This window comes from Plebeiibacterium sediminum (assembly GCF_026013605.1).
In the GTDB taxonomy this organism is placed as follows: domain Bacteria; phylum Bacteroidota; class Bacteroidia; order Bacteroidales; family Marinilabiliaceae; genus Saccharicrinis; species Saccharicrinis sediminus.
In genome coordinates this window covers 54596-69687 of sequence record NZ_JAPDPJ010000028.1, presented here as the reverse complement: position 1 = coordinate 69687, position 15092 = coordinate 54596, and the positions used below count along the sequence as shown (strand labels likewise).

The window sequence follows — 15092 nt, the reverse complement described above, 5'->3', positions numbered from 1 at the left end:
TGAATCTTTACTTGGCCTTCAAAGCTTTTGATATTGATTTCAAAAAAGAAATGAACATATAAACAAACTCTGACACAGAATTTTGAACATACCCTCTTGTCCCGTATATTTTTTCCAAATTTCTCTTTTCGTACACCCCGTTCTTAGCCATTCTTGTATGATTAAATGCTTTTCATCATTGCTAAAATATTTTTTCTCTTTGATGACTTGTTTTGGATCTCTTAGTCCTGAAATTAGTTTACTCTTTTTTTTCATTTTTACATGTAATTAGTGTAAACCTATTCTAGGACGAGACAAAAGCTGTAAATCCAGGGCCAAAGGCCCATTATATCAGTAGCCATGGGTGATAGCCCATGGTATAATAACGAAATGTAATTCAAGAGCCACGTAGTGGTGACGTCTTTGTTGAATTAATTAATAACATAGGGGCGTTAACCTGGATATCTTAATGATAAAAACTTTACGGCATCGCAAGTTTATCGCAAAGTGTACGCAAATCTAGCCCATTTTATCGCAAATTTATCGCAACTGCTTCGCAAAGGGGACTAGACAGCTACGCAACTGCTTCGCAAATGATCGCAACCGCGTCGCAACCTGTACACAACCTGTACACCATAGATTTGCGATAATAGCACGATAAGGTGGTGATCAGATAGTAGTAAACAGAATACTTGTTTAGTAAGTGTATTATAGCAAGGCCAGAATAAGTTAGCTACAGATTATCTTAATGAATATTTAAAATGCCATAAAAAAGGCCTTACCGAAAAAATGTTCTATTGATGACCTTACAGATAAATATTTAACAACCTGAATTCAATTAAAATTTAGAATTCAGGTTGTTAAACACATAAGTACAACTTCTACAAATTACTTCTTTTTCTCTGATACTTTATTCTTGATTTCGATGTTGCCTGCCATATGCCAGTCTTTAAACTCTTTTGTATAATACAAGTAGGCGCAACTGGCAGGTGATGAATACTCACCCGGAACTTCGGCTTTTAAATCTAAATGGATTATTTTACGTGCATTAGGAGCTAATTCAGTAAAATAGAATACCACATAATTTTTGTGTATCTCGTAATAATCAAATTCATGCTCTTCCTGCATTTTTTTAAGCTGCCATGGTTGAGCTGATAATCCTGATGGTATTCCTACCATAGCAACTGTCATTGGCAGTCCGTTATAGGATTTATTGACCAAGCGTGTTGACAGGCGAACCAGATCATTAACCTCACACTTATTTTGCATCAGTTGTGTTTGAATGCGCACCTTACACTCATCTTTTGAGGCAGGAACAAGCTGACGCCAATTGGCATTAGCTGAAAAAGAAACCGGATTCCTTATTCCTTCAAACTTCAGTGAAATGGTTTGTACCCCATCGCTTAAATATTGCTCAAGACTATCTAGTTTAACCAATTTATCATTACCGGAAATCTTTCTGGTCATTAACTCTTTATCATTTATGGTAAGATGAACGGTTCCATCCTCAGGAAAACGATTGATTATTGAAGCATATTGAGTAATGGCTTTTAACGACAATACCGTTGCTTGTGTTGAACCAAACCCTCCGTAACTGCGAGCGCCAAAAATATAGTCCATGAGCGTTAGTAATTCTTTAAAATACTCCTCACCATTTTTCATCAGTGCCATGGCTGTTAATGCAGCCACTTCTACATTTAACGATTTACCCCATGAACGAACAATGGAATGACTGGCCTTTAATTTTTCAACCCCACCTTTATCAATTCGCTCAACCAGGTAATCTATGATAGGCTGCGCTTTCTCTTTATCGTTTATATTTAAGCAAGCATTAGCCATTAAGGCCATTCGGTAAGCATCTTTACTCTTTAGTGCTTCATTCCAGGCTTTGTCTAATTCTTTTTCATAGTTCGCTACTCCTACTCCTGATTCAGAAAAAGCATACACCAAATAAGCAAAAGTAACCTCATCCGAAGCACCTGAAAAACCGTATTTACCTTTGTTGGTTTTAAATCCTCCTTTGCCATCTTTACGACTTAGTAACCATTCGCGTGTCCTTTTCAATAAATCTTCACTCACTCCGGGATAAACATCTTTCATTTCATGAAACTCCATCAAACCAAAGGCTGTTAAACCTTCATGAGGAGGTGTATGACCAAACCATTCAAAACCGTGCTGTTTTGTTTCATAGCCAGCTAGCTTTTTATATCCGGCCTTAATATATTTTAGTGCTTTTTCTTTTAATGCATCACTTACCTCTTCATTTTGTTGCAGGTATTTTAAAATCAGAATATTTGGATATGTTGAAGCACTTGCCTGTTCGAAACAACCATGAGGCTGACGAATAACAGACTCTATTCCATCCATGATCTCGGCCAAAATATTATTGTAGATAGAAATGCTCATTTGAGTGCTATGATTTACAGCCTTTGACATATCAAAACTAAAGGTAGATTCAAGAGCTCTTGCCGAATAGGATATTTCAGCCGGGAAACCTTTGCTTACCACTTCGGTTTCATACTTTTGTTTCGCCTTATTTTTTTCGTTACCAAAGCTGATGCTCAACTCTTTTTTACCCACTTCTGCTCCCACTTTTATGTGCAGTGTTACCTCTTTATAGCCATTGGAAGCAATATGAACCTGTGATTCCGGAGGAGTGATAAACTGCCACGATTCAGGTAATTCAATTTCAAAAAATCCATCAATATCCCTGGTATTATTGTTAGTTATCAATACAGGTATTTCTAGTACATCCTCATAAACTACATAAGGAGGTATTTTAGCCTCTACAGTTAAAGGCTTTTGTGTATTATAAAAGACTTCGGTTCTGCCCACCAATCCATTTTTACCAATTCCTTCAACAATACCCCGGAACGTGGTCACCTCATCTGAATTATAAAAACTCACGCTTGCTTTACCTTTACTATTGGTTACAATATTTGGATTCCAATAGATGGTTTCGCGCATATCCTGCTCTTCATGCAAAAACTCTTTACGACCATATTCAGGCACATAAAACTCTTTTACCACATCAAAAACATAAGCATTATAGATGTAGGATTGAGTCATTTTACGAGCATATCTTCTATTCCTCTGATAATTATAATAATCACCATCTTTGGTTGAAATAAGAATAACGCCATTGGCTCCTCTTGAACCATACACTGCCGTTGATTCAGCTCCTTTTAATACACTGATGTTCTTAATATCGTGCGGACTTACATGAGCGATGTCTGTAACCATAACCCCATCTACTACATACAAAGGCTTGTCATTAGATGAAAGTGATGACGTGCCGCGGATTGTTACAGTTGAGTTTGTACCCGGTGCTCCGCTATTGTTTACAATCTGAAGTCCTGCCACCCGCCCTTGCAATGCTTCATTTACATCAGCACTTCTTGATATCAATTCATCAGAAGATACAAAAGTAATTGCACCAACAACCGAACTTTTTCGTTGCGTGCCATACCCTATTGTTACAACTTCTTCCAAAGCAACCTCATCCTCTTGCATCATAAAACCATTATTACCTACCTGCATAGGTGTCTGGTTTTTATCAGCCGAAGCTATTTCCTCCTTTTTCATTGAAATAGAGTTGTTAACCTTACGGGTTTCTGAAATTAACGGATCAACACTTACTTTTCCGAAATCAATATTACTACCATAGGTATCCTGCGATACATTAGCTGCAGCCTGACTGATATTAATTTTTATACTTTTGATTCTACGATCAACCGGACGAGCAAACACCCATAATACTTTATAGTCATCCAGGTTAGAAATTGAAAAACGTCCTCCCTCTCCTGTTTCAAGCTTAACCATTTTCTTGTTCTCTGCATCTATCACAACCACTTTTGACTTTACACCCTCTCCTTTCCAATTGGTTATTTGCCCCAATATTAAATCATATCGTTCCGCCTGTTGCAGGTTCATTTTTTTCATTTGCAGCACATCTGGCCAATTAAAACGGCGCCATCCCTGTGTCAACAGCAAATAGTCAATGGCCTCAGGAGCTTTTTCCTCTTTGGGATCGAAATAAAACGAAGGTTCATAGATTTCTCCTTGCAAATCAGAAGAAAGCATCAGGTTTGATACGATATTATCCTGCTTGTCATCGGCAAAAGTTATAATCTTATCATCAACCACTGCCAATGAAAAACTACCTTCAACAGGATTACCATCGGGTCCGGTAACACTCAGATCCATTTCAACTTTTTCGCGGGGCGCATAGGTTTGTTTATCGGTTTTAATTTCAATATTCAGTTTATTATCCTGAAAAACATAAAACAAACGTTCTGCCACAGGTCGTTCATAATCATTAAAAATAGTAATCTGAGCTATCCCGCTTCGGTTTGTATCATCAAGCAAAACAGGTAAACTATGTGTACCCGGAGTTAAATCCATCGCTTTGCTGTAAAGAATTTCTCCACGTAATTGGACTACAACATATATCTTTTCTTTGATGTTAGAATAGATCTCGAAGTCGTAAGTTTTATCCTTTTGTCCTTTTAAATGTAAAGCACAACCTTGGGCCTTTACTTCGGGTAATTCATAAACACGACTAATACCTGATGGCTTAAGTATTTTGGCTTTATAAACCTGGTTAGAATCCGGCACAAAACTAAAAGCACCCATTCCCTGATGAAAACTATTAAACGTGGTAATGAGCTTCCCTTTGCTATCATAAATCTCTCCTTCCACATCGGCAGGTTTGCCAAACTCATTTAAAGCTTTAAACGCCATTTTACAAGGCAACATTTCAATGGCATCGCCACCTTCGGGCATAAATTGCAAGTCTATTTTATTCAATACAATAGGAATAGCTCCTGATATTGATTCGTTGCGACCACGGTGCGAAAAGATCACATTCAACACACCATCGGCAGAATTCAGTTTTTCAGGTAATACAAAAGTGATATTGGCATCACCATTATCGTTTGTAACGGACTTACCTCTTTGGTATAAATTTCCTTTCAGACTAACGGTAAAGTTTAACTCCTGATTTGAGATGGGTGTATTCCCCAAATCGCGAATATTTAACCGGGCCGAAACTGTATCTTTAGCACCATAAGCTTCTTTGGCAAAGTCGAGCACCGAGAGAATTTTTGGTTTGATGATTTTTTGCACCTGCAGTTTCTTTTCAAATACCATCTTAGTTCCAAAGTTCGACATCCACTTTGTATAGGCTTTAAGCTTATATAATCCTCCCGGAGCATCTTCTGGTAATGAAAAGTGAGCCTTGCTTTTGCCTCCTTTTACCTTAAACATTTGCTTTTTAAACACCGAACCCTTTGGGTCAATCAATTCTATGTATAAAACACTACTAATTTATGAAGGCTGATGTGTTATTCCATCTGTTAAATAACCTGCAATCCAAATATCATCGCCCGGCTTGTAAAAAGTTTTATCGGTATGCAGATAAGCCTTTTCTGCAGGATAAAGCAAGTTATATTCTGTTAGTTTTTTCTGCAAATACTTTATAAAAAGATCGCCAGGCTCTGAAAAACCTGTAGTAATTAGCAATAGTGTACAAACGATTAATGCGGTATAATATATCTTTACTCTCATGATATGCTTTGTTAGGAAATGATTATAAGGTAATTTTTAACGATACACTAAAACGGCGTAACTGGGGACTATTAAAATAATCCAATCCGTAGGTATTAGAATGACCCCAAAGTGTATTGGAACCCAGATTACCGTTATAGCCCGATATGGTAACCAGGTTATGAGCCGCTAACGTTACGGATAGATTTTGCAACCTCAAATGCCTTATCACCCTATCCTTAAAACTATAACTTACAAACAATTCCTTTAACACGAGTCGTGATGCATCTTCTATATAATCTTCAGCCACTCCTCCGGGTCCATAACGAACCCATTTGTTATCATAAACACTCCCCTCCTTAGGTGCAAAATCAACCAACTGATTATTCACAGAACCATCCTGACGTACACCATTAAAAATATAATCATTGGTATTACGATGTTTAGCCGTATATTCCGAAACACCATAAAAATCAAGTGCGGCCTGTGTTCCATTCCATACATCTCCACCTAAAACACAATCAATAGTAAACCCCCATTCCACTCCCTGAGTGTAAAATTCACTATTTAAACCAATTAACCAGTCCGGGTTAGGATTTCCAATTACCGAAAGTACATCCTCTTTTATAGGAAAACCCTCATCACTAATAATCTTTTGACCATTGGCTGTACGTTGAAAAGTACTACCACTTATTACTCCGGGTGCCTTCCCTTCAATTAAAGTGGTATGCACATTGTTAAATCCGGCAAGGGCAATTGGACCGGCTTCCGTAAGTTTATGTACTTCTGATTTGGTTTGGGCCAAAGATAAATTCGTCTTCCATCGGAAATTACCATTAAAAATGCGGGCTGTTAAAGATTCTTCCCATCCTCGTGTATTTATTTCTCCAACATTTTTATATACCAGTTGCTGATTTTCCACAATTGGATAAATACTATTCTTTTGATTTGAAGTAAAAAATGAAGCCTCTGAGTAAATATTTCCATTTAGAAAAGATGCTTCAATGCCTAATTCATGCCTGGTAATTATTTCAGGGTTGATATCTTCGGCATAACCCATTCCTTTTTCTTCAAAGTAGTGGTTATAATCTTCTACATCATAAAACAAAGAGTTTGAAATACCTGGCTTGGTATACAGGCTATATTCACTGGCTTGTTTTCCAAAATTATACCTGATTTTAAATTCCTGCATGACATAATTTGTATCCCAATAAAAGATATCATCCAAAATATCAAAAGGCTTTATAAAAGCTCCAACGCTGGGCCATAAATAAGTTTTATCACTGGTAGACGAAGCATACATATTGGCTCCGGCTCTAATAAAAATGTAGCTATAATCATCGTTAAATTGTACATAAGGATTAGCTGTAAAAGACTGTCGATTACGATTAAGCCCTTTCTGACTGATTCCATTGAAATTTAAAGACTGCTTATAGCTATAAAACTCAGCATTCATGGGCATTTTAAATTGTAATTTATAATCGTACAATCGGTTTGATAAAATAGCTCTGATAAAATAATTATTAAACTTATCATCTCTTTTGCTACTATGATCAGAATTTAAACCAGCCATTGCCTCCGGGAAAAACATTTGTTGTGTATTTTGCCACAACTCACCTGACAAACTAACATCAACAGAACCCGTATTCCAACAGGGATGATAGGCAATGCTGTATGTAAGCGTTTCTAAATTGTTATCATCCCTGGCCTCCTGAGCTATTAAATATGGATTATCTAAATTTCCTGGGGAAGCACTACGAATGGATTCATCAGGATGGTAAATGCTTTCTATATTTGATCGGGCCTTTTTAGTTGACAATCCATTGGCGTTATCGAAAGAAACAGGTGTTAAATAAGTTGCCGCCAACATACGTGATTGCAATAATCTGTTCTTAAACTGTTCTTCTGTATGAGCATAATTCAAGTTGATTTTTATGCCGTTATTCAGCTTGACATTAAACCTAAGGTTATTTTGAGTCATTTCCTCATTGGGTAATATGCCGCTACTGTGTTGATTTTGATAGGATACATTAGTTTGTACTCCAAAAATGGTTTGGTAACTGGTAATACCTGTTGATCGTACAAAACCGTTTTTAAACAGGTGTTTGGGATCGTAAAATTTTGCGGCCTTACCATTACCGGTTCCTCGTAAAACCAGTGAACCGTTTTTATCGTTGGATGTAGATATGCCATCAAACTCAAGGTTTCGAAGAGCCGGTCCCCATGAAAACATTTCTCCTGTTTCGGGGCCCTGATAGGTAAGCTCACCAAAACTTGGACGCCCCTGCGAGTATGTGGATTGTAACTGAGGTGTACGACCGGGTGTTAGTATCGAAAAATCATTCTCCACAATAATTTTGCCTAACATAAAATCCCTTTGCCTATTGGGATCTGTATAGCGTTGAATTTTACGGATATCTTTTGAAGTACTTACATCAGGTGCAACAATTTGTGTTCTTTGATAACTGTTTAAAACTGAAGAATCGGAAACATATTGCCGGTACTTTTTCATTCGTTTGGCAAAATTAATGGAATCCTGTTTTGTTTTCACCTGCTTTTCGTGTGTAAACCGGGTGCTCTCCTCATTGTTATTGTACGGAATTACTTGTCGTGTTCCTACTGGATTTAATCCCATACGGGTTACAATGGCGCGCTGCGTTTTCATTCCTATAAAACTAAAAACCAGAGTTGAGTTCAGCGGTGCTTTAATGGTATAATTTCCGTAAATATCAGTAACGGTACCTTTATCTGTTCCTTCAATTAAAACTGTTAGTCCCACAATAGGTTCTCCCTCACTATCGGTCATGGTGCCACTAACTAATATTTCATTATTTTGAGCCAGCAGAAGACCATTAACAATAAAAATGAGAAGAAGGCTTAAATTAAGTCGTTTGTTTAAGATTTTATTCATAGGTAAAAATTTAGCTTTTGCATGTTTTATGGGTAGGATGCAAAAACGGAAAGGATTCCATAAAACTTTTTGAAAAAATTTGAATAAAGTTTTATGGAATGTGATTAATGCTTTCAAATTAAAACTTTATAAAATAATTGGGCTTTAGATGGATAGATCGTTGTAATTGTAAACCTTTATCTAAAATCTATTTTCCTATAGCTTTGAACTTATTGCTTCGTGTGTTAAAGTTAAACAAACCCACTTAACTTTAGAGTATGTTTGAAATCTACATTAGAGGCTAAATATTAGCTGAGGTTATTTCTTATCGGTTTCAAAAAAATCAGTTAATTATAATTGTGATTAAAAATTACGGCTATTGGTATGAGGCATGTATTTATTTTGGATTTTATGGGAGGGCAAACCCAAGTAACCGCATTATAGTTTGGTTACTTGAGCTGTTTTTGAAGGTTTTTGGGCAAATTTTAGTTTGAGCGTGACTCATACCTCTTGCCAATATACTTACAAATAGACTGGTAATTTCCTCTAACCTCTCACCGTTTTACCCAATGCTTCCAATAGCTGTGGATTATCATCTAATCCTATCTTTGCTACTGCGTAGAATTCCCTCATCCAGTCTTCCATTTTTGCAAATGCAGCATCTTTTGCTTTCGTAGCGTCTTGCGATTCTCCCTTTTCTTTTAAATATTCCGAACGTGCTGCTTCTAGTGATAGAACCATATTGCTTGCAGCGTTCAAATCATCGGTTGCAATCTTTAATCTGGCTAATTTGCTTTGTATATCAGTATCAGAAGAAGCCACGCTATAAAATTTCTTTGCTGCTTCGAGCCATTTTATGTATGTGCGTGGCATTGCTCCGGAAATGGACAATTTATCAGCCATTAATGAATCGTTACGGAAAACTACTTTTGCTTTCTTTCGATGAAGCCTGAAAGTATCTTCTAATTGTTCTTTTTTACTGGAAAAATCGGCATAGGCTGCAGAAGTTTCATCGTCTTCGGTTTTGTTTAGGTCGTAAGCAGAACGTGTTTCGGTTAATAATGCTTTTCCTTCTCCGATTACTTTTGAATCGTAACCTAAATCAGCCATTATGGCTGCTATTTCGGTTTGGGTTTCGGCATTTTCTAAGGCAATACGGTATTGCTCTAATGTTTCTGCTTCAGAAAATCTTGGTCTTGTTGCCATAAATTAATTTTTAAGGTCTGCCTGTTTGGGTAGACGGGTTAATAAAATTTACAATTTAGTTGCTTCAACAAACAATTGTGTTGCTTCCATTTACAATTGCATTGCCTGGGTTTACATTTAGCTTACGCTGATTATCAATACCCTTTCTTGTTGTTACATCTCCGTTGCTTCACCCCTTATTTCTTCTGCTTCAAACCTTTCTTTTGTTGCTTCTAGGTACTTCTCTATAATTGTGTGTTACAATGCTATTGCTTTGAAATTTAATGAATAGATAGTAAACCTAATTCTTTTAAGAACGCATTATGTTTATTTGTATTGTATATGATGCTTTTTTTATTGCGTTTAGTTTTTCACTGTTTATAGAAAATCTCTCCAATTTTAAATCTGTCAGTTGATAAACTAATTCCTGCTAGTCCAATAAACTCATTGGTATCACGAAGTCTTAATGCCCATGTATATTTATTCTGAGGAGTAATGTGTGGAGCATCAATAAACGGTTTTATTTTAACTCTAGTCTCTTCAGCGTCGTTAGGTAAACCGACAGTATTAATTTCCTCTAAGTTATCCCAAGTTATTTCTGTAAGGTAAATTCTTTCTGATTTGGTTTTCTTAGTTAATGTAGATTATATGATTGTCAACGGATTGTAGTTATGGCTAGTGCTGCTCTTATGTTGATTCACATAGATACTTAATTTTACACAATCACGCAAACCTCCATTGCTTTCCCAAAAGAACAGCGGTATTATCTATGAACTGCTGTTAGTGGCAGTACTTTATTCTGTTGCAAATTTATTCCAAAATTCAATTTTAAATATTAAATTCTCATCCAATTTTTGATAAGCTTCTTTGGCACATTCAAATTTATTCACTAATAAAATTATTGTAACACAATTAATCAGACGTATTTTATTTAAAGATGTAATTGCTGTTGAAATATTAAATGGGTCGTATTTTCCTAATTTACTTTCATTAATTTGAATTATTGAAATAAATTCAGAATGTGCATAGTTGGAGTATAAAGAATAAACTTTTGAGAATAAATTACTTTTTAATTTACTTTCCAAAATTAAATTTGACCAACTAAGGATTCTAGGAAGTCCAAATCTATCTAATTTCCATTCTTGTTTTTTTAAAGTTTTATAAAAGGGACTTTTCCTAATTTCAGTTTTTAGTTTTTCTATTTCTTTTTTCTCTCTATAAAGTTTGTCAGCAAACAATGGATTTAGGTTTTCTGAAAAATTCTGTCTAGTCATAAAACCAGAAATTCTCCAAAGATTATATCTAAAGATTTGCTCGTCTCTACTTAATTCATTGAAGAATAAATATTCTAGTGTTAGAAAGGTTTCTATAATACTTCTAGTTAAAACATATAAAGATGGACGGTCAATCGTTTCTCTTATTTCAGGATGATTCAAAGTCGACAATTCAGAACCCAATGAAAGTTGTAAAGCACTTTTTGAAGCATAAATTAATTTAATAATTAGAGTTTCTATATAAACTTCTCCAGTACCTAATTCTGGTTTTGTTTCATAGATTGATTGCACTATATCTCCATGAGCTTTCAAAATCACATCTAAGCTCTCATATAAAGACTCAAGATTTAAACTATTTGCCTCGTTTAATATCGCTTGTATTTTTTCTTCTTCGTTCATCTTCAAGTATTGCCACCAACAAAACGACATAATCATTGTCTATATCGATCTAGTATGGTGCTGATTTATTTGATCTTTAGAATATTCGAACGAATATACATAATATTATAAAGAGTATAGCAATACTTTCTTAAGTCTAATTTATATCACTGGGCATAAGCATTGCTCAACTCAAACAATGAGTATCAAATTTAATTACAGACTTTATATGTAAAAACCGGAATACAATTCCTTTCATGTTGCAAAAAGAGCCTCAACTTTATAAATTGAAGCTCTTGTATTTTATTAACTAATTGCTTATTGCTCGGTTTGCAAAACCGCACGAACAGCCGAGATGGGTTATTCATATTTCAGTGCATACTGGGAGGGCGAAACTTTCAAGCTATACAGAACTTAAGGCAGTATAAAAGCCTCCCCAAAACAACATACCGGCAATTATTTAATAGCATGTGTTGTGCTTTAGGCTTTTATCTTAAAGTTTATTCTTATTATAAATCTACACTGAAATTTATTTTTGCATTCAGTGCTCTAAAGACTTTTAAGATTGTTTCAAACCTTGCGTCCGTAAGATTATTTTCAATCTTATATATTTGCGCTTTTTTTACTCCAACCAACTCTCCCAACTGAGCTTGGGTTAAATTTCTTTCTTCCCTTATCTTTTTTATTGTCTGTCCTAAAATATCTAAACGTAATTTCTCTTCAAAAGCATCCCGTTTTTCTGATCCTACCTCACCGATATGTTCATCTACCATTTCGTCAAGACTTTTCCTTCTTAATCTATCACTTTTCATTGCCTTTGTTTTTTTGTTCAAAATATTCTTTTCTAATTTTTCTAGTTTTTTATCAAAGTAACCAACCTTTTACTTTAAAAATATATAGTTCGCCCCTACTCTCCCTTATTGTTTTCAGATAATTTTGGTACTAAATATAACGACAATATGTGACTGTAAAAACAAGCTATTAACAGATTAATAATACGTATATCTATTCTCTCTATTTAATAGTTGAAACCAGCCTTAATAACGGGTTCTTTAAATTGACTTTTAGCAGTAAATGAGTTAAATTTAATTAACATTTTTCAATGCCCGGAATTCAATTATCGCTGACTTATACCTCCCATAAACTTCAACTCATACATCTTTACCACTCCCCCAAAAACCATTCAATAAACTATTAAACTTTATGGTATGAAAAGGTTTTTACTTTTATTTTTGTCACTAATCTTTACTTTTCATTTATTTGGAAAAGAGATTACAATTGAACAAGCCCGACAGTTTGCTGAAAACTACTTACGTACTTCATCCAACCCAATTCTAAAAAGCACTTCTAACCTTCAATTAACAGATGCAGGTGATATATTTAACAGAATAGCCTTCAATGCTTCAATTCTAAAAAGTAGCACTACTGATGCCAACAGGGATATTTATATTTTTAATATTGGTGATGATAATGGATTTATTATGATTTCCGGTGACGATGCTGCTATCCCGGTTCTTGCTTATTCTCTTTCAGGTGAAATAAGTGCTGATAAATCTCCTCAAAATGTTTTGAAATGGCTGGAAGGCTATAGACAACAAATTCGTTATATCAAAACAAATGCAATTCAACAAACCGAAAAAATTAAGTCGCAATGGGAAGGTACTGCTTATACCTTGAAATCAACAGAAGTTACCAGTGCTGTTACCCCTCTGTTATCAACCAAGTGGAACCAGGCGCCCCATGTAAATGATATGTGTCCTTACGACAATACCTATCAGGAATTAACCGTAACAGGTTGTCCGGCAACAGCTATGGCACAAATCATGAAATACTGGAACTATCCGAATAAAGGAATTGGTTTTCATACTTACCAGCACAATAAATACGGATCACTCTCTGCAAATTTTGGTAATACCACATACAATTGGGCTGCCATGCCCAACGAGGTAAATAGTGCAAATGAGGCTGTTGCTACACTCATGTATCATTGTGGTGTGGCTGTTGAAATGAATTATAATGTGGCCTCTGAAGGTGGTAGTGGTAGCTATGTTGTTAAAGATCCTTACACTCGCTATTCCGATAATCAAACCTGTCAAAATGCTTTTGTGCAATTTTTTGGTTACTCTCCTGGTATCGAAGGTCTGTTTCGTGAGAGTTATACCGATGAAGTCTGGATCAGTAAATTAAAACAAGAGCTTGATGCAGGCAGACCAATACAATATGCAGGCTATGGTCAGGGCGGACATACTTTTGTATGCGATGGTTACGATGATAACGACTATTTTCATATGAACTGGGGATGGGGAGGTTATTATGATGGTTACTTTTTAATTGATGCCCTTAACCCCGGCGAAGGTGGAATTGGATCAGGCGCCGGAACATATAATGACGGACAGCAAGCTTTAATAGGAATAAAACCAGCTCAGGAACAAGAAGAAGGTGGTAATACTACTGAAGAATACGGATTAACTTTATATGGAGATGTTATAGCTGATTACAATACCATTGGATATGGAGAAGGTTTTACAATCAGTACCTATATTGCAAACGGTGGAACAACTGACTTTACCGGCGATATTTGTGCTGCTATATTTGATGAAAGCAATACGTTTATAGATTTTGTACAGACTTACGAAGGATTTACCATAGAATTCAATTCCTATTATGGATACTCTTTTACATCGCAAGGATCGCTGGAAATGCTTCCGGGAAAATACAATATCTATATTTTCTCTAAAACAGGTAATGGTGACTGGAGTATTATTTCTGAGAGCTATGGATCAAACACGTATACTTATGCTGTACAAATGAGTGTTGGGAATGATCAGGATATTGCACTATATAATCCTATGATTATTAATACAGAGAACATCATAACAAATGAACCATTGGATGTTACTGTTGATATTGGTAACTGGGGTTATGATTTTGATGGAATTGTTGATATTAACTTGTTTAACCTTAATGGAGAACATGAATTAACCATTGATCAGACAGCCACAAGCCTCAGCTATTACACTTATAATACTTTTAACTTTTATACCAGTAATTTAAATGTTGCCCCGGGTACCTATTTATTAGCTGTATTTCATCAACCTTACTATGGCGATTTTATTTTAACCGGTTCAACAGAAGGTGCTCCTAATCCAATAAAAATTATAGTACAGGCAGCCCCTTATGCTGCAGATATCTATGAAATGAATGATGATGTTGACCATTCATACACATTAACGCCATCGTTTACTGATAACTCCAGTAGCATCACAACAACAAATTCAAACTTCCATGTTGGAAGCGATTGGGATTTCTTCTCAATAAATCTTGAAGATGGATACAATTATGATATAGATATAAGACTACATGATGCATACAATAGTGGAGATGGTAATACCTATACCGTGGATGCTTTATTTTTATATTCATTGGATGGAGAAAACTGGACAGGTACCTACGATGACATCATGCCTTCTACAATTTCAACAGCAGGAAACACAACTCTTTACTGCGTTACATCTCCTTATTTCCTTGGCGAAACAGGAACATATCTTCTTGATATTAATATTGACAGATCAAGTACTACTGCTATTGAAACATCTGAAGTAGGTAATGAAATATCTATATCTCCAAATCCATGTTCTAATTATATTGAAGTACTAGGTACGGTTAACATTGATATGTATTCCATTTATGATATAACAGGTAAACTTCAATTGGAAAGCAATGTGGTTAATAATTATATTGATGTTTCTTCTTTATCAAAAGGAATATATTTTATTAATATTAAAACAAGTAACAAAAACTATATTCGAAAATTCATAAAAGAATAATTTAACAAGTAC

The 15092-nt window shown here is 35.4% G+C and carries 7 protein-coding genes; 1 reads left to right on the top strand and 6 read right to left on the bottom strand.

Features of this window, described 5'->3' with window-relative positions; all coding sequences use genetic code 11:
• Nucleotides 1-867: 867 nt before the first annotated feature.
• The 6 genes from OM075_RS13000 to OM075_RS12975 form a co-directional block, all read right to left on the bottom strand.
• Nucleotides 868-5247, bottom strand: coding sequence for a TonB-dependent receptor plug domain-containing protein (locus OM075_RS13000; RefSeq protein WP_301190955.1), 4380 nt, complete (start codon nt 5245-5247; stop codon nt 868-870).
• A 60-nt stretch (nt 5248-5307) separates the two neighbouring features.
• Nucleotides 5308-5547 carry a hypothetical protein gene (locus tag OM075_RS12995; RefSeq protein WP_301190954.1) on the bottom strand — a complete coding sequence of 80 codons (240 nt, stop codon included), beginning with the start codon at nt 5545-5547 and terminating at the stop codon, nt 5308-5310.
• A 22-nt stretch (nt 5548-5569) separates the two neighbouring features.
• Nucleotides 5570-8437 carry a carboxypeptidase-like regulatory domain-containing protein gene (locus OM075_RS12990; protein ID WP_301190953.1) on the bottom strand — a complete coding sequence of 956 codons (2868 nt, stop codon included), beginning with the start codon at nt 8435-8437 and terminating at the stop codon, nt 5570-5572.
• 525 nt (nt 8438-8962) lie between these two features.
• The gene (locus OM075_RS12985; protein WP_301190952.1) at nt 8963-9622 is read right to left on the bottom strand and encodes a PQLLE family protein; all 660 of its coding nucleotides are present in this window, start codon (nt 9620-9622) and stop codon (nt 8963-8965) included.
• Between the two features lie 773 nt (nt 9623-10395).
• Nucleotides 10396-11274, bottom strand: a complete 879-nt coding sequence (locus tag OM075_RS12980; RefSeq protein ID WP_301190951.1) for a DUF5677 domain-containing protein — start codon at nt 11272-11274, stop codon at nt 10396-10398.
• A 488-nt stretch (nt 11275-11762) separates the two neighbouring features.
• Nucleotides 11763-12065: a helix-turn-helix transcriptional regulator gene (locus OM075_RS12975; protein WP_301190950.1), complete on the bottom strand. Its 303-nt coding sequence runs from the start codon at nt 12063-12065 to the stop codon at nt 11763-11765.
• A gap of 396 nt (nt 12066-12461) precedes the next feature.
• Here OM075_RS12975 and OM075_RS12970 point away from each other — a divergent pair, with 396 nt between their 5' ends.
• Nucleotides 12462-15080 carry a C10 family peptidase gene (locus OM075_RS12970; RefSeq protein ID WP_301190949.1) on the top strand — a complete coding sequence of 873 codons (2619 nt, stop codon included), beginning with the start codon at nt 12462-12464 and terminating at the stop codon, nt 15078-15080.
• Nucleotides 15081-15092 lie beyond the last annotated feature (12 nt).

Bases quoted from the DNA above. Each gene is read 5' to 3' on its own strand.
- OM075_RS12975 (WP_301190950.1), bottom strand. From the start codon at position 12,065: ATGAAAAGTGATAGATTAAGAAGGAAAAGTCTTGACGAAATGGTAGAT.
- OM075_RS12970 (WP_301190949.1), top strand. From the start codon at position 12,462: ATGAAAAGGTTTTTACTTTTATTTTTGTCACTAATCTTTACTTTTCAT.
- OM075_RS12980 (WP_301190951.1), bottom strand. From the start codon at position 11,274: ATGAACGAAGAAGAAAAAATACAAGCGATATTAAACGAGGCAAATAGT.
- OM075_RS12985 (WP_301190952.1), bottom strand. From the start codon at position 9,622: ATGGCAACAAGACCAAGATTTTCTGAAGCAGAAACATTAGAGCAATAC.
- OM075_RS12995 (WP_301190954.1), bottom strand. From the start codon at position 5,547: ATGAGAGTAAAGATATATTATACCGCATTAATCGTTTGTACACTATTG.
- OM075_RS13000 (WP_301190955.1), bottom strand. From the start codon at position 5,247: ATGTTTAAGGTAAAAGGAGGCAAAAGCAAGGCTCACTTTTCATTACCA.
- OM075_RS12990 (WP_301190953.1), bottom strand. From the start codon at position 8,437: ATGAATAAAATCTTAAACAAACGACTTAATTTAAGCCTTCTTCTCATT.